This window comes from Staphylococcus taiwanensis, assembly GCA_020544305.1.
Lineage (GTDB): Bacteria > Bacillota > Bacilli > Staphylococcales > Staphylococcaceae > Staphylococcus > Staphylococcus taiwanensis.
In genome coordinates this window covers 192,292-210,872 of the sequence record CP058667.1, presented here as the reverse complement: position 1 = coordinate 210,872, position 18,581 = coordinate 192,292, and the positions used below count along the sequence as shown (strand labels likewise).

General features: G+C 29.9%; 11 protein-coding genes and 1 pseudogene. 4 read left to right on the top strand and 8 right to left on the bottom strand.

Annotated features, from left to right (window positions below; genetic code table 11):
• Positions 1-80 precede the first annotated feature (80 nt).
• The 3 genes and pseudogenes from HYI43_00965 (at position 81) to HYI43_00955 (ending at position 5,672) form a co-directional block, all read left to right on the top strand.
• Positions 81-2,865, top strand: a pseudogene (locus HYI43_00965) (type I restriction endonuclease subunit R).
• A gap of 115 nt (positions 2,866-2,980) precedes the next feature.
• Positions 2,981-4,537, top strand: a complete 1,557-nt coding sequence (locus HYI43_00960) for a type I restriction-modification system subunit M (protein UDI77190.1) — start codon at positions 2,981-2,983, stop codon at positions 4,535-4,537.
• Positions 4,530-5,672 (top strand): restriction endonuclease subunit S, encoded by a 1,143-nt coding sequence (locus tag HYI43_00955; GenBank protein UDI77189.1) that lies wholly within the window; start codon positions 4,530-4,532, stop codon positions 5,670-5,672. The genes HYI43_00960 and HYI43_00955 overlap by 8 nt, the downstream gene beginning before the upstream one ends.
• Positions 5,673-5,756: 84 nt before the next feature.
• Here the strand turns inward: HYI43_00955 and HYI43_00950 are convergent, their stop codons facing one another.
• The 4 genes from HYI43_00950 to HYI43_00935 form a co-directional block, all read right to left on the bottom strand.
• On the bottom strand, positions 5,757-9,503 hold the full coding sequence (locus HYI43_00950; protein ID UDI77188.1) for a restriction endonuclease subunit S: 3,747 nt from the start codon (positions 9,501-9,503) through the stop codon (positions 5,757-5,759).
• A 171-nt stretch (positions 9,504-9,674) separates the two neighbouring features.
• Complete coding sequence (locus HYI43_00945) at positions 9,675-10,484, bottom strand: ATP-binding protein (protein UDI77187.1); 810 nt, start codon at positions 10,482-10,484, stop codon at positions 9,675-9,677.
• A gap of 663 nt (positions 10,485-11,147) precedes the next feature.
• Positions 11,148-11,753, bottom strand: coding sequence for a stage II sporulation protein M (locus HYI43_00940; protein UDI77186.1), 606 nt, complete (start codon positions 11,751-11,753; stop codon positions 11,148-11,150).
• Between the two features lie 232 nt (positions 11,754-11,985).
• Positions 11,986-15,189, bottom strand: coding sequence for a CDP-glycerol glycerophosphotransferase family protein (locus tag HYI43_00935; GenBank protein UDI77185.1), 3,204 nt, complete (start codon positions 15,187-15,189; stop codon positions 11,986-11,988).
• 245 nt (positions 15,190-15,434) lie between these two features.
• Here HYI43_00935 and HYI43_00930 point away from each other — a divergent pair, with 245 nt between their 5' ends.
• Complete coding sequence (locus HYI43_00930) at positions 15,435-15,623, top strand: hypothetical protein (protein UDI77184.1); 189 nt, start codon at positions 15,435-15,437, stop codon at positions 15,621-15,623.
• A 230-nt stretch (positions 15,624-15,853) separates the two neighbouring features.
• On the opposite strand, the gene rarD is transcribed toward HYI43_00930, so the two are convergent.
• The 4 genes from rarD to HYI43_00910 form a co-directional block, all read right to left on the bottom strand.
• Positions 15,854-16,759 (bottom strand): EamA family transporter RarD, encoded by a 906-nt coding sequence (gene rarD / locus HYI43_00925; GenBank protein ID UDI77183.1) that lies wholly within the window; start codon positions 16,757-16,759, stop codon positions 15,854-15,856.
• A gap of 246 nt (positions 16,760-17,005) precedes the next feature.
• Positions 17,006-17,221 carry a hypothetical protein gene (locus tag HYI43_00920; protein UDI77182.1) on the bottom strand — a complete coding sequence of 72 codons (216 nt, stop codon included), beginning with the start codon at positions 17,219-17,221 and terminating at the stop codon, positions 17,006-17,008.
• A gap of 114 nt (positions 17,222-17,335) precedes the next feature.
• The gene (locus HYI43_00915; protein ID UDI77181.1) at positions 17,336-18,130 is read right to left on the bottom strand and encodes a DUF1828 domain-containing protein; all 795 of its coding nucleotides are present in this window, start codon (positions 18,128-18,130) and stop codon (positions 17,336-17,338) included.
• Positions 18,131-18,134: 4 nt separating this feature from the next.
• Positions 18,135-18,416, bottom strand: coding sequence for a hypothetical protein (locus HYI43_00910; GenBank protein UDI79242.1), 282 nt, complete (start codon positions 18,414-18,416; stop codon positions 18,135-18,137).
• Positions 18,417-18,581: the final 165 nt, after the last annotated feature.

The window sequence follows — 18,581 nt, the reverse complement described above, 5'->3', positions numbered from 1 at the left end:
TTATAAAACCTAAATTTTACTTCTTATTGATTAATTTCTTATGCTATATTTAAACCAAATACTATTTTCTGGGTGATGTTATGAGTTATCAAGGTGAATTGGCGTTAGAGAATGAAGTTATTAAGCAACTAGAATCTCAGGGTTATGAAAGAGTAATCTTAAGAAATCATGACCAATTGGTTAATAATTTCCGTCAAATTTTAAATGAACGAAATATGGACAAACTTAATAATAAACCACTCTCTTACGGAATTTGCACGTTTGATGACTGACATTAGTGACAAGAGTGTCTTTGAAAGTGCGATGCAACTGCGCGATAGTTACACGCTTGAAAGAGATGACGAATCAAAGGTGTACTTATATTTCTTAGATACGGAACATTGGTGTCAAAATAAATTCCAAGTTACGAATCAAGTATCAGTAGATGATAAATATAAAGGTCGCTATGACGTGACGATTCTCATTAATGGTCTACCACTTGTTCAAATTGAACTTAAACGTAGCGGTATTGCGATTACACAAGCGTTTAATCAAATTGAACGTTACCGTAAACACAATTACAGAGGATTGTTCCGTTTTATTCAGCTTTTCGTTGTAAGTAATAAGAAGGAAACACGTTATTACGCAAATAGTGACAAAGAAATATTCAAAAGCTTTATGTTCTATTGGAGCGATAAAGACAATCGTCGAATTAACAATTTAAAAGAATTTATCCAAGACTTCCTCGACCGTTGTCGCGTGGCCAAAATGATTAGCCGCTATATGATTACAAACGAAACTGATAAACTTTTAATGGCGCTTCGTCCCTATCAAGTATACGCAGTGGAAGCACTCATTAATCGTGCAACCGAAACGAATAATAATGGCTACATTTGGCATACAACTGGTAGTGGTAAAACACTGACATCATTTAAAACGAGTCAAATTCTATCTAGAGACCCTGGCATTAAGAAGGTCATCTTTCTTGTAGACCGTAAAGACTTAGACAGTCAAACACTCGCAGAATTCAATAAATTCCAAATGGATTCAGTTGATTTAACAGTTAATACACATAAACTTTTAAAGCAGCTTGATGATCCTTATCAGAAACTTATTGTTACTACGATTCAGAAGATGTCCAATGCGGTTAAGACTGGTGCTAAAGTAATGGATAAATATAAAGAGGATAAAGTCGTCTTCATCATAGACGAATGTCATCGTACGCAATTTGGCGAAATGCATCGTCTTATTAGACAACATTTCCTTAACGCTCAATATTTCGGTTTCACTGGTACGCCTCGCTTTGAAGAGAATTCAAGTCAAGATGGTCGTGCGACTGCAGATATTTTTGAAAAGTGTTTACACACCTACCTCATCAAAGATGCGATTCGTGACGGCAACGTACTTGGTTTCTCAGTGGAATATATCAGTACATTTGCGAAGGAATTACACGAGATGGACGACACATATGTCGCTAATATCGATGAAAATGAACTATGGATGGCTGACGACCGTCTTAAATTAGTAGCACAACATATGCTTGATAACCATTATAAGAAGACGCGTAATCAAATGTATACTTCCATCTTCACTGTACAAAGTATACCTATGGCAATTAAATACTACAAAATCTTCAAACAACTCAAAGAAGAAGGGAAACATGATTTAAATGTTTCTACCATTTTCACTTACGGAGCGAATGAAGATAGTAAACAACAGACGGATAATAAGCATACAAAAGATGAACTTGCCGAAATAATGAAAGACTATAACGCGACCTTCGACAAGAATTATTCACTCGATTCATTCGATGGGTTCTTCAATGACATTTCTAAACGTGTGAAACAAGGTAACCCAGCCGAACGTCTTGATATCCTTATTGTCGTCGATATGTTCTTAACTGGTTTCGATAGCAAGAAGCTAAACACGCTATATGTCGATCGTAACTTGAAATATCATGGTTTAATCCAGGCCTACTCACGTACAAATCGTGTTGAGAAAGAAACGAAGCCTTACGGTAATATCGTTTGTTATCGAAATTTGAAAGACAATACAGATAGAGCCATTGAACTCTTTTCACAAACAAATGATACTGATACCGTATTGAGTCCATCATTTGATGTCATCTTGGCTCAATTCAAGTCAGAGTTAGAAGAACTATTCAAACTTGCCCCTACACCAGACAGTGTAGATGATCTTGAGCGTGAAGAAGACAAGTATCAATTTGTAATGATTTATCGTGCCCTAGCGAGTATTATGCAACGACTTAAAACATTCGACGAATTCTATTTCACAACAGATGTGGTAGGTATTGATGAACAAACGTACGAAGATTATAAGAGTAAATATCTCAATATTTATGATCAAGTCAAAGCAACCAATAATACTGAAAAGACATCTGTTTTAGAAGATATCGACTTTAAAATCGAAGTCCTTAGAAATGATTTAATTAATGTTCAATACATCCTAGACCTACTTAATAACCTTGACTTAACAGATAAAAAACAAACTGAGCGCGTGCGTAATCAAATTAAACAATTATTGGATAAAGCTGACGATGATAAACTTCGCCTAAAAGCCGAATTAATTAGAGAATTCTTAGATAAAGTTATTTCACAACTAGATGAAGATGCTGTTGTTGAAGATGCTTACTTTAATTTCGAGGAAAAGGTCAAAGAAAAAGAAATTCAAGACTTCGCAGATTCAAAAGAATATCCAGTAGAACTACTTAAAGAAGTCATTAATGAATATGAATTTAGCGGACAATTGGATAACACCGTTGTTGAACAAGGTATTACAGGGGGCTTACTGGTACGTACCCAGAAGATTGAAAACGTTAAATCCTTCGTTCAAGAAACAACAGAAAAGTATGGTGCAGCTAACTGATAAGTTAGGCGGTTTCCCGCTTAACTTATTTTAGTTTGTGATTTAAAATAAGATATAAAATATAAAAACTTAAATATCAAACAATATAATTACATTTATTAAGGGGGAAACATCAGTGTCAACGACAGAAAAACAACGTCAACAACAAGCTGATCTACAAAGAAAATTATGGTCCATCGCCAATGACTTACGTGGGAACATGGACGCAAATGAATTCAAAAACTATATCTTAGGCTTAATCTTCTATCGTTACTTAAGTGAGAAGAATGAAGAAATCGCTTCAGACCTACTTAAAGAAGACGGTATCTCATATGAAGAAGCCATGAACAATGATACATATAAACCTATCGTTGAGAAAGAATTAATCGCACGTATCGGTTTCGTTATCGAACCTCAATACTTATTCAGTAACCTAATTAAAGAAATAGAAAAACAAACATTCCAAATTGAAGATTTAAGCAATGCCGTTAAAAATGTTGAAAACTCTACGCGCGGTCATGAAAGTGAAGACGATTTTATCCACCTCTTCGATGACATGGACTTAACATCAAGCCGTCTTGGTAATACAAACGCTAAACGTACACAGCTTATCTCAAAAGTAATGGTTCAAATTTCAACACTACCATTCGTACATAGTGACCTTGAAATCGACATGCTTGGTGATGCCTACGAATACTTAATCGGTCAATTCGCGGCAAGTGCAGGTAAAAAAGCTGGTGAATTCTACACACCTCAACAAGTATCTACAATCTTAGCTAAGATTGTTACAACAGGAAAGCAAGACTTAAAAAGCGTTTACGACCCTACGTGCGGATCTGGTTCCCTACTCCTTCGTGTTGGTGCAGAAGCTAAAGTGCGTCAATACTATGGGCAAGAATACAATAGTACGACATACAACTTAGCTCGAATGAACATGTTATTACATGACGTAAACTACAAACGTTTCCAAATCGAAAATGACGACACGCTTGAAAGCCCTGCAGTACATGAAGAACGCTTTGATGCCGTTGTGGCTAACCCACCATATAGCGCTAATTGGAGTGCTGACCCTTCATTCTTAGACGATGAACGTTTCAGTAACTACGGTAAACTTGCGCCTAAATCTAAAGCCGACTTTGCCTTTATTCAACATATGATTTACCACTTAGATGACAATGGCACTATGGCCGTAGTCTTACCACATGGTGTTTTATTCCGTGGCGCAGCAGAAGGTACCATTCGTAAATACTTAATTGAAGAGAAGAATTATTTAGATGCCGTTATCGGCTTACCTGCTAACCTATTCTTCGGTACAAGTATCCCAACAAGTATTCTAGTATTTAAGAAATGTCGTGAAGCGAATGACGACGTAGTGTTTATTGACGCTTCTCAATCTTTTGAAAAAGGTAAAAACCAAAACCATCTTACCGACGAAGACGTCAACAAAATCGTTGAAACCTACCGCAATAGAGAAACCATTGATAAATACAGTTATATAGCAACCTTAGATGAAATCAAAGAAAACGACTATAACCTTAATATCCCAAGATACGTCGACACATTTGAAGAAGAAGAACCAATTGATCTAGACCAAGTTCAGCAACAACTCGCAGACATCGACAAAGAAATCGCCGATGTAGAATCAGAAATCAACGAATACCTCAAAGAGCTAGGAGTGTTGAAAAATGACTGAACAACATAATACTCCAAAACTCAGATTCCCTGAATTCACTGAGAGTTGGCAACATTTAACATTAGGTGATATAGGAAAAGTCGCAATGAATAAGCGTATTTATAAAAATCAAACATCAGAACAAGGAGAAATTCCATTTTATAAAATTAGTACATTTGGTAAAAAACCAACTTCATTCATTTCAAGAGAAATTTTTGAAGAGTATAAGCAGAAATTTCCTTATCCTAACAAAGGAGATGTCTTAATTTCCGCATCAGGTAGTATAGGAAAAACTATTGAATTTGATGGTGAAGAAGCATATTTTCAAGACTCTAATATAATCTGGTTAGATCATCAAAATAAAATTAGCAATAAATTTTTAAAGCAATTTTACGATACAGTAAAGTGGGATAAAATCGAAGGAAGCACAATTAAAAGATTGTATAATAAAAACTTTTTAAACACTTCAATATTTCTTCCTACTCGTCAAGAACAAGATAAAATAGGTGACTTATTTGAAAAGATAGATAAACATATTCTCCTACAAGAAAAACAGATACATCTATTAAAATATAAATTGAATTTTTATATCAAAAACTTATATTCACAAAATATAGTTTTTAAAAATAAAGACAAGCCTTACTCTAATTGGAAAAAAACAAATATTGATAATATAACTAATTATTTAAGTTCAAAGAGAGATGCTAGGAATTCCATTGAAAATAATGTGGTTAGTGGTTATCCAATATATGATGCTACTAAAGAAATTGCGCAAAGTAATGTATATGATATAGAAACTCAATACATTTCTATTATTAAAGATGGTTCTGGAGTAGGAAGATTAAATTTAAGAGAAGGTAAATCATCAGTTATAAGTACAATGGGATATATAATACCTGATAATATAAATATTTATTTTTTATTTTACTTTTTAAAAACCATAAATTTTAATAAATATATAATTGGCAGTACTATACCACATTTGTACTATAAAGATTTCTCTAAAGAAAAAATAACTGTTCCTCTAGATGAAAATGAGCAAAATAAAATAGGTGAATTTCTCTTTTCTTTAGATAAAGTTTTATTAAAAAAGAGATATAAATTAGAGAAATTAAAATTACGCAAAACCTCACTTTTAAAGAAAATGCTTATATAATTAAACTTATGTAACTTTAATAGAATAAAGCCTTTAAGCAAAAGATAGCTTAAAGGCTTTAATTCTAATTAGTAATATATATTTTTATTTCAATTTATTTAATTTTAAATATAAATTCTCAATATCCTTATTTATAGTATAAATTTTTTCTACAAATTCTTTTTGTTTACTTAATTCAATAATTGGTACTTTAACATTTTTTAATGAATCAATTGATAATTTAGGAGTACCAACTCCCACAGTTTCTTCAATCAATCTTTTTTGTACTATATCACTAGATAAAATATACATTAAATAATCTTGATTAATTATAGACTCATCTATAACTCTTATTCTATGCGCATTCTCTGTTAAAGAGATTGTTTGGTTTTCTTCTAATTCTGGAATTTTCCCAACCTTCCCGATAGTACCTGCTGCTGAAATGTAAATATCATTTGACAATAATTGGTAGTTTTTTATTTTGCTAAAAGTCATTTCATCAATATAATTAGAAGTTTCTAAATTTATACTTTCATATTCAAAATCACCTGTACCAGGATAATAATGATTTGTTTTAAATGGAGCATAATCCAGTTCTTTTGGTATTCTTTTACCACCTTTAATCATTAATATATTTTTATTATGAAATTTATTTAAGGTTTCATTTTTTTCTTTAAAAAATTCCATAGCATTACTATTAATTACATTGCTTTTATAATTTTGTATTTCTTCTATTTTATTTTCAATGGTAAGAACTTCTTTTGCTTTATCAGATATTTGATTTATATAATGTTTTAATTCTTTTTCATCAGAGGGCATAGGAAGCCTGAAATTCTCAAGATCCTCTGAATAAACATGCTTTTGTATTGAACCAGAAGCAAATTTATAAATTTCATTTTGTTTTTCTTTTAGTAAAATATAAATTTGTTCAGTTGTATAAGGTGAATCTTTTTTCGCCTCTATAGTAAAACTATCTGAAGCAAATATAGGTGTTGAATGATATGCAATATACCCAGCATATGCTCCGCTTTGGGATACAGTTATAATATCACCTTTTCTATTAAAATCAGTTGAATAATAAGCTGGAGTTCTGCCCCCTGCAATAACAGGAATTTCTCCTATCTCAATATCTTTTTCAGATATAGAGGTACCATTCTTTAAATTAGCAATTTTCGATAATGAAATAGTTTCTTCACTTTCATAACCAATAAGTTTTTTCCCTTCATAGGCTATTCTTATTTTAAAAGAAGTATCATTTGCATTAAAATGAATATTTTGATTGAGTTTAGATTTACTATAAAATGGTTCAACATTTGATTCAGGTATAATTGATTTATTTAAAAATGCATTTTTAATAATTTTATTAATAAAATTGCCATTATTACCATAAAGCATAGATAGTTCTTCTATAAAGTAATTTTTCACTCTAGGTTGAATACCTTCTTGACCTCTTCTATCAGAAAATTTATACCCTAATAATAATTCTTCTTCAGCCTTTTTCTTAGGAGACTGTACTAATATAACCTCATTATTTGTTAAAGCATAATACATCATTTTTTCTTTTTCACTTTCCCAAGCAAACTCTTTAAAATCCTTATACTCTTTTTTACTTCTTTGATATTTATCATAATAATCCTCAAAATAAATATTATCCCCAACATAATAACCATTTACAAAATCAATATATTCATTTAATTCTGCTTGATATAAATTATTCGCGTAATTTTCTAAAAAGTTAGGGTCCTCATTGATCGTTTTTTTAGTTAGATTTTCAACTGAATCATTAATTTGTTTTTCAATGTTTGAAGATTGTGCTACACTTCGCTTTTCTGCAAATATAATCACAGTCTCGGTACCAGTAGCCATAAAAGTAGTATTAGGATTTTTAACAATTGCAATCACTTTAAAATTTCTTAAAAGTAATTTTCTAGCTTCTGTATAAATTTTATTTCCTGTATTTAATATAGAAGAAGGTAATATAATCCCCATTACTCCGCCTGTTTTTAAAAGTTGAGAAGCTCTTTCAATAAATAAGGCTTCAATTTCCGAACTATTATCGGTAACATATTTAGCTAGTAAAAAATCATCATCCATATTAGGTAATAATTGTCTAAATTCGTCTATGTGATAAGGGGGGTTCGCAAGTAAAACGTCGAAAATTTCATTTTTTGTACTATGTATATTTAGATGTAAATCTCCTTTGAAATCTTCAGAAGTAAAGCTATCTAAACCATTGGCTCTATAAATATTAGCATTACCGTCTCCGTTTAAAAATGTACTAACTTTCGATGTTTTAACCAATCTATAATCTATATCCACACCATAAACATAATTATTAGCCCAATCAAAAGGAGAAGCTTTAAAACTGTTTATTTTATTTTTTGAACTTTGTGAAATATTAGATATATCCAATTCATTAATTATTTTTTGAATTTCATCCATGTATTCTGTTAAAAAGTGTCCACTCCCTGAAGCAAAATCAATTATTTTTGGCAACAAATTATTAGGACTAGCATTCTCTAATTTTTCTTTAATCATATTTTCTAGAGGTAATGAATTAACCATAAACCTTGCTATAGGAACTGGAGTGAAAAATTGTCCTGCTTCTTGTTTAAAACCATTTGAAAGTATCATTTCAAAAAAGTCTCCTAAAAACTGCTGTTTTTTTGGATATTTTAATTTATAAGGAGCTATTAAGTTAACTAATTCTTTTACTAAACTTATATTTTCTCCAAATGTTACATCATCATAAACATCTTTGAAATGAAAATTAGAACTTGTTTTACTTTTAGTATGCCCAATTATTTTTAATAACTCATTTTTAATATAATCATTTGTTATATTTTCTGAAATAATTTGATTTATTCTTGATTGTTCTTTATCGCTATCAATATTGATTTCTATAAAATCTCTCATACCTTTTGAGTATAAATTTTCTAGTTTTGCTATAAAGTGCTCATCAGTTTCATTATTTAATATTTGAAATTTTAATTTTTGATTATTTAGGGTATCAAATTCATCAACTATTTTTGCTATAAATAAATTTAAAACTCTATTGAAAGCATTTGTTTTATCTGAAATTCCGTGTTTTCTTAAAATAGTTAAAAACTTGTGAAACATTTTTGAAGAAGATTGTTCAGTTAATTCAATTAAATCACCTGGATATAAATCAATTGATTCAGCCTCATAAGGAGAAACATTAGGTGATATTCTAAAAGAATTTTCAAGTATTTCATTTGTGTCTAAAGTATCACTTAAGTTATCGGTACTTCCTAATCCATTCCAATTTTCTGATGAAACAATATATGTCTCATCATTTACAAAATTATTTATAATTCCAGCAGTTGCAACACCAATGTATTTCACGCGATGATCATAACGGTAATAACTTATAACCTGTCCTTTAGCTTTCTTCAATTTACGTAATTCATTTTCATATTCTTTTCCATACGATTTTATATCTAAAATTAAAAATGGAATATTCTGTTCATCTAATATTATTAAGTCTATATATCCTGATTTTCTACCTAATTGTACTTCTTGTTCGATAATAACTTTATTAGGGGAATAGCCAGATTCAATTATTTTTATAACCCAATAAAGTTGAGCTAAAAATTCAGGTTTTGATAAATTTGAACTCCTTCTATTCTTAACATTCTTTTCAATTTCTCCCCAATATATTTCACCATAAGATTTCTTTGAAAAGTCAACTGTAAATGTATTGATTAAATAATCATTATATTTTGCTTTATAAATAAGTTTTTGATTATCATTTTCTTGAAAAATAAAACCCATTTTTAGAAGATTTTCAACCCTTTTATTATCTATCATATGTTCCTCTCTTTCTTTCATGATAATGTAAATATTTTACTAGTACGATTGATCTTTTAATAATTTAAAATAAATAAGAAACCAACTATATATAAATAATCGTATTAACTCAATATAGTTTATTTATTCAAGTATACATATAAATATTTTTTTGTATAATTATCAGTGCTTATATGATGATTTAATGTACATTCAAATATCTAATTCATTCTCTATTCTTTTTTGCTTTTTATATATACATCGACTTATAAATTCTTCAAAATCTAGCTCAGGATAATTAGGATTTCTATATTTTTCTTCATATCCCATCACATGGCCTAAAGAATTCTTAAGAGTATGATTTATTTGATTAGCTATTCCTCCAACTAATCGAGTTTTACTTTTATTTACATTTTCATATAACAATTTCAATTGAGATATATGTACATCTAAATCCATTTTTTTAGTCTCACTATATATAGCATTCATCTTTTTATTCAAAATTTGTGTTATTTCATAATTATTCGCTTCTTCAACACTCGTATGTCTTCTTATATAAATTCTATTTTTACTAATATAGTTTCCGTCTTTAGTACTTAAATAAGGTAAGTCATTGTTATTAGATTTAATAGTAATGCATTGAAATTTTTTTCCATTCAAACTTTTATAAATTTCATCATCGAATTCAAAATTTTCAACTTCTATACTAGAAATTAGACTATCTGGTAAAAATTTAGATAATTGAGTATTAACTTCCGCTTTATCTTTTAACATTTGAAGCCCTATTGGAATATATTTATCGTCATCTTCTTCAACACCTATAATTACATTGCCCCCACCAAAATTTGCCATTGATAGAATTAACTTAGCTAATTTTTCATTATCTATCCAATCTTTTTTAAAATCCAAATCATCTTTTTCTCTTTCGTTAGTCCATTCAGTCAATTGTTTGTGAAACTCTGATACGGAAGTCCCTTCGTCATTTAAAAGTTTTAATATTTCAAATAAGTTGTCTTTTTTCAAAATAATCCTTCTTTCTCAAACTATATTAATAGTGATTGTAGTACTCAGTAAAACTTTATTTTAAAATTTTGTTACTTTTTATCTGAAAAAATTTGTAAAAAACATATATATTACTCTACATTTTAAGTCTTTCGTAATTAAATATTCAATTAAAGTACTTAATAAAATATTAAATATAAAGATTGCTACATCTGTGTTAACAATATTTATATTTAAGCATCTATCCCACTGTGTTCACACACTCAGCACATTTGTCTTACTTATCTTATGTGCCATGATAAGCACGACGATGACGGTAAATACGAGTGTAATACGATTAATATGCTGAAGTTGATATAGTAGAGTGTCATGTCTGCCATGGCTTTGTTTGGTGATAGTGTGCTCATGATGAATTGGTGTAGTTAATAACCTCCTATGAAGCCGACTAGTATATCTGAAATGGTTAATAATATTGTTTCACAATAAACGCTCATGAAGTTTTCATTTTATAGAAATCTACGACTCTCAAGATTGCAAGTTATCATGAATGTTCTATGACATTAATGTTAGTCATAATAAATACTTTAACAACGAACTCCTTAACATCCAATCAGAAATTGAATAAGTGTACAAAACAAGCCAAATGAACGCAAGATAGGGTTCATTTGGCTTTATGTATGAGAATCAACTCAAAATATTAAATATTAAATTTGATACATAGGTTTCTAAAAATGCGGCAATGATGATTAATGGTAATGCGATTAATACATAGGATTTGATTACATTGATTAAGTTATCTTTTATCGCATAGTTTTCTTTTTTACTTGTCCTAAAGAGATTGGTAAAGCGGCGTGTGATGGCTTTGTTCAACATATACAATGCGCTTGTTAAAATGCAAAAGCCCATAATTTCAAATGTATAGTGTGGAATAGTTGCAATACATCCTATCAAACCTTTGTGTACATCTAAACTTAGAAAGAAACCTAACGCAATGCCAGGCATAATGATGGTTACTACTAAATTGATGAGATAAAGATAAGGTATTGGTAGTAAGGCTAGAATAAACATTTGTAGTGGGACTCTGAAACCGTTATTAACGATATACTTCCAGACTTTTTCGAGTCCTTTCGTGTTGCCAATCTTTTCGCTCGCATTTCCCATATGTTTCAATTCATTGAAAGATGGATGAACAAAGTAACAGAATATCGTAGTAATGACTAAACAAATGGTAGCAACTACAAAGATTTTTAAGGCGCGTTTAATAATGTCCAAATCAAATGATTTAAGCATAAGCAACCTCTCTTTCATCTCTTATACTAACAAACATGACATGAGCCTGGGACATAAATAATATGATGATGCTATTTTGCAAATTCGCAGTAGCTGACTGAACTGAAAAGGCGCTTAAATCAGGCTTTTTTCAGTTCTAGTCATCCTTGCGAGGGTGGGACGACGAATTTAAAAAGAATTCTGTCCCACTCCCCCTTTAACTATTTCTAGCAAAGGAGTCAAGATATATTGATCAGTCTTGTTTGAAGAATTTTTCCACTATTGTTTTAGAAGCTGTGCCTTTTTCAAAGGTACAGAAACGATTGTAAAAGGCTTGATATTTGTCACTATATGTTTCTTGTACGTTATCAATATTTTTGATTGCTTCGATTAAGCCATCATTTGTTTTAATTAAAGGTCCTGGTGCTTCTTTTTCAAAATCGAAATAAAAGCCTCGTAATTTGTTCTTATAAAAATCTAAATCATAGGTGAAGAATAATAATGGTTTCTTCGTATTTGCAAAATCAAACATGACTGAAGAATAGTCTGTGATGCATATATCTGTAATTAAATACAAATCACTGATTTCTGGGTATTTTGTTCCATCAACGACAAATTCTTTTAGCGATTCACTTAATTTCAACGCATTACTAATAATAATATGCGGACGTAAAATTAAAATATATTCATCTCCAATACTTTCCTTCAATTTTTGTAAGTCAAGTTTCAGATTGATGATATGTTTTTTAGCTTTATTAATTTCGTCATCTCTAAAAGTAGGCGCGTATAAAATAATTTTTTTATTACCTTCAATACCTAGTTTTTGTTTGATTAATTTTTTCTTCTCATCTATGGCTTTGTTTTCCGTATTATAAAAAACATCATTTCTTGGATATCCCACCTCAAGAATTTCTTTGTGGAAATCGAATGCTGATTTAAAACACTTGCTCGCATAAGGACTTGGCGAAATTAAATAGTCCCAGTGTTTAATGGCCTGATTCACTCTATTTTTATAATTTTCATCTCGTCCTTGGAAGGTTTCAACATCATTCAACATTTTCTTCAATGGTGTGCCATGCCAAGTTTGTATATAAATCGTATCTTTATGTTTATTAACATAATGCGGGAAGTTTTGATTGTTTACCCAATATTTTGCTCTAGATAAGTAATAGAAATATTCAGGAGACAAGCGCTTAACTGTTTTCACATTCGGATCATTGAATGGATAGAGTGTATTAGTAGCCCAAACGATTTGATATTTTTTATTATATTTTTTTAATTCATCATATATAAATTTCGGATTATCACTCACTAATTTTCCTACATTACTTTCAAACACAATTAAATCTTCTTTTACAGGTAATAAGCGTGTTAATCCAGTATTAAATGCATCCATTACTTTAAAATATTTTTTATTCTTTCTAAAACGTTTAAGTGCATGTTGTGAAAGAATGTCATACTTCATTTTACTTTTCACTTTACTAGTCTCTTTAAAGCTAGTAATTGCATCAAATATGCGCTCACAATTGTTTTGATCTTTATATTCAATAAATTGATCAATACGTTTCTTTAATGAGTCATCAATAACAAAGTGTTTCTCCTGTAAATAATCGAGTTCTCTTTCTAATTTATCTTGAGAATTGACAATGATGCCTGGTAATTCTTTTTCGATATCAATGTGAGACGCTTCTTTTCCTAAAAATTCATTTCTATCAAATTGATAATAGATGACTGGTTTATTTAAGAAACTAAAATCAAAACCAACACTTGAATAATCCGTAATCATTAATTTGCTTTCTTTTATTAATTTCTGAACATCTGTGTCTCCTTGCTTAATACGCGTAACGTAGTCTGGAACATCAAAATAATCAATAAAAGGTTGCATATTAGGATGTAAACAAAAAATAATGTTAGTCCCTTTGTTAGCTAATTCTTTTAATTTCTGACTGTGAAGTAAATCGTTCATTCGTTTTAAATATTCCGATGTTTGTAATCTATCAATACTTGTTAGCCAGTCTCTCCATGTTGGAATAATTAAGATTTGATTTTTCACTTCTACATTAGGATTAAACAATTCATCAAATCTTGCTAGTCCTGTAACAGCAACTTGATTACTGAAGAAATTCAAATCTCTTACAACGATTTCTTTCTCTCTGTCAGAACTCGTGATAAATAAATCAACATTAAAATCTTTTAATTGATTACCGTTAATGTTGCTTAAATTCTTTGTACCTAGAACCCCATGCTGTAAAAATACTTTAATGGCTTTTATTTTACGCGTATAAATGTCACTTGTTGTAGGATAGATTAATTCTGGATGATGCGTAGTACAGATGTAATCTGCTTTAAGCATGATTTTAAAATGTTCTGCTGAATTATAGAATATGACATTTCCAAAAGGCAAAACATTTTTAGCTTCATTAGAGTCTTTCTCGATAATATAATACACAGGTTTATCTGGATGGTGCGTTCTCATATATTTAAAGAAGTGATATCCATTGTCCTGTGCTTTATAAGATTTTTCACCAATAACCCACACTTTTTGTTTTTCTTTTTTCAAAAAGTTAGGACGCTTTGGTCTTTTTAATTCATCCACATAGGTTAAATAACTATTGATATCATATGTATTAATTCTAAAAGATAAATTACGGCCTTTCATAGTGAAATAAGGCGTAAGTGACACTATGTTACCGTTGAACTCAGTGATGATTTCCCCTTTTAATAGCTTTTCCGCCAATATTCTAGGATTTCCAATTTTTGTTCTTAGATGCTCCGATGATTCTTTTACTTTTATACTTAAGTAAATATCTATGATGTCCTCACTTTTATATTCATACTTCATGAAGTCTATCAAATCTTTGTAGATATCTACCGAAAAATTATAAGTAGATGTATTATTCGTTTGATTAATTTTTTCAAGATGAATGTTTGCGAATTTTTCTCTATCAGTCAGTCTCGTTTTTATTAATAGTTGCACATTTTCAAGTGTCGAATTAAGTATTGCAAACTGGCCTTTTATGAACGCTTCATTATTGTTTATTTTCATATTATCAATGTGTCTTCTTGAAAAATATGTTTTATTTAAATCCAACGCTTCTAACGATAAATGTAAATAGCCATTTCGAGTGATATAGGGTTGTATTTTAATATCCTCAATAGCATCAACTAACACTTCATTTAAGCCTAAAACTTCAGACTGGTTATTCGTAACTTTCAAGTTACGTTGCGTTGTTAAAATCGGCGTTGATTCTTCTACGATGATGTATATTTTTTTATTTTCATATTGAATAAACTTCTCTGCAACTTCATTTAAATCTATTTCAAAATGTAAATCTTCATTAGCACTTTCTAAAGTGAGTGAATCAAATTCGTTTTTTATGTATAGTTTTTCAATCTTATTTGTAGGATTCTCAAAATAGATATGCAATATTGATCCATCTTGCTTAATAGTTTGCAATTAAACCCCTTCTTTCAGCCAAAATTAAATCAGCATAATATCATTATATTTTTCTATTATTTTTTTCATTATTGTAAAATATATCTACTTTTAAACCGATATATGCGTTACAATACAAATGTAATATGAAATAGTAATTATAATATATAAATCATTTGTTATTATAGCATAATATATTTAATAGATTTTATAGTTTTTACAAAAATAAATTTTAATGTTTACCACAATCAAAAGGGGTTATTAGAGTGAAAAAATTAATTTTAATTTTTAACAGTGTCTTATGTTTAATGCTTTTCTTTAAGAATAGACAACTTAAGAAGGATCAACATTATTACTTAACAAACATTGAATCTGAAGATGATAAATTAGATGAGATGGGTATGTATAAAGATAAAGATGGGAATATTTATCCAGTAGAAGAGGCGTTTGAATGAGTCAATTCGTTTAGTTAAACTCACTTATACATAACTAAGTTTTTTCAACCTCAAAATGATACAAAAAACGGGAGTGGGACAGAATTCTTTTTAAATTCGTCGTCCCACCCCCGCAATGATGACTAGAACTGAGAAAAGCTTGATTTAAGCGATTTCTCAGTTCAGTCAGCTACTGCGAATTTGCAAAATAACATTATTATATTATTTATGTTCTAGGCTCGTTTAAATCATTATTCAGGTCTTGGATTGCGTTTCATTTTCACGTATTGAGAAATGCTATACAGAACAATACCAATCCAAATTAAGATAAATGTAATTAATTGATGCGCATCAAATGCTTCTTTAAATACAAAGATACCTAGGAAGAACATAATCGTTGGCCCAACGTATTGAATAAATCCTGTTAGAGATAATGGAATACGTTTGGCACCGGCTGAGAATAGAATTAACGGAATGGCTGTTACTGCCCCTGAGAATAGTAACCAGAAGGTATCCATATTCATCCCTACTGAAGATGTTCCCGTCTTCCATAAATAAATCATATAAATTAAACCGGCTGGCGCTGTAACAATACATTCAATCGCAATACTACTAATAGCCTCGATTTTAACAATTTTCTTCAGCAATCCATAGATGCCGAATGAGAAAGCAAGCATTAATGAGATAACTGGAAATTCTCCAACACGAATTGTCATATACAGTACCCCAATAGCTGCAAACACAATTGCTAGAGATTCAAACTTATTGAATCTTTCTTTTAGGAAAATGAACGCCAATAATATACTGACTAATGGATTGATATAATAGCCAAGACTAGACTGTAGCACGTGACCGTTTGATACAGCCCAGATGAATGTACCCCAGTTAATCGTGATGACATAGCCAGCAATAATAATGACGACAAGTTCAATTGGATGTGAGAATAGATGCTGTAAATCACGTTTAAACGTTTGGGATTTCTTCAATACTACAATCATTAAAATCATAAAGATCATAGACAAAACAATACGATACGCTAAGATTTCAAAGGCACTAACCCCACCAATTAATTTCCAATAAATTGGTAAGATTCCCCATAGTACATACGCCCCTAACGCATAAAGAATCCCTTTTTTAAATTCAGTATTCGAATTCATCCTACCCCTCCTTACGGTATAACCCTGGAAATATGTATTCAGTAATATACATATGGTATCAAGAGATACGTAAATTGCGTATACAAATTGCTCAAAAATTTAAAATTCCTAGTAAATCAGGATGACTTAAGTATATTTTAGACATCTCACCCTCTAACATCACACAACCCGAAGTCTACCCTTAGTCATTAAAAAAGAGCCAGTGCTTTTATTAACACTGGCTCTATCATAAGTATTTATATCTAGTTATCCACCAAAGAATAAATCAATAATATCACTTGTTCTATTTTTATCAGTTTTATAAAACTCTGTATAACCACAATTCTTACAAGTTATTGTTTTAAAGTTGTTATGTTGTACATCGAACATTTTAGAAAGCCCAGAACCTGTTGCTGATAATGTGCCTTCTTCCACTTCCGTGTGTCCACATTTCACACAACCGTCTCCTGTATTTCCAGTCATTAACAACACTCCTCAAAAAACAGTTTACTTTTCAATACCCTCATATAAGCAAATAATTTATGCTCATTATAAATTTTTAACCTTTAGACTTTTATAACGTATAAGTTAAAGGTGTTATGTTGCTATGCCAAATTGTTTTTCAAGAGAATGTTTATCATCAAATGATAATACATTTACACCATAGCTATTTAATATTTCATAAGCTTGAGAGCTAATATCTTTTTTATTTTCGGTTATTAAATTAAGCTTAGCATTAGTGTCATAGTGCTTACTTCTATACTCTGAGACATCTTCCCAATCAAACAGGATATTTTTTGCACTATTAGTATTAATATTTTTTAATGTCTGAACGTATTGTGTTGTCTCACCCGGAAACACGGCCACAAAGCTGTGTACTAATTTTGATTTACCCTCTACTTTAAATTCTGGGAATATATTAGGAAATAGTCTTTTATTTGCTAAGAAATAGTCAATTACTTCTTCTTTAAATAGTGATTTAACAGTATCTTTTTTTAAAATTGCTAAATTACTTATATCTGAAATTGCTTGGATGAAATCATGTAATGACTGAGACAATTGCTTTTTGTTAGTTTTTACATATATTTTTTTATCTTCAATTAATAAATCGTAATCATTCAAAATGTTAGATAAAATATGATATCTTTTTGATTGTTTATTTTGTAATAAATCTATGCCAAATTCTTTTAAATTCCAAAGCGTTTCGCCATAATCTGTAACATAATATTCTTCCCCTTGCTTCTGAATATTTACTGAGATAGAGTCACCAAAATAATCAATTACTGGAGAATAAAATTCAATGCTTTTATTTTGCAATGGGATAAAGTTATTTTCATTTTTTAAGTATTCATAATAGTCATTACTAATTGTCTTAATATCTTCATTGAGCATGTTTTCATCCCTCCTTATCAAATATGTATTCATCAATGATGATTTTATCATCGTACCTTGTATTTGTATATTTCAACATTGCATATAATTGTTGAACAAAATCTGATGTATCTTCGAATAACTTATATGGCAGTGGATGAGCTATCATATAAGTATATCCGTCACCTTTTTTCTCAAATTCTTTTTCTGAATATATGTTTATTCGGTTACCAAACACCCGTTTATTATTAGCATTCTTATGAAAATTATTATTTAAATTCAATCTAATTAAAGATAAATTATGTATTGTTTCTCTATAGTTAATTGTTATTTTATCCCATTAAATAATTTTGTACTAACTATCATTAATACTACGAAGAAATAATTAAATAACTAATTATAGTTGATTTGTAATTAGAAACTTTAACAATATATCCACGACCTTGTCACACTGTTGTCACATTTACTGTGA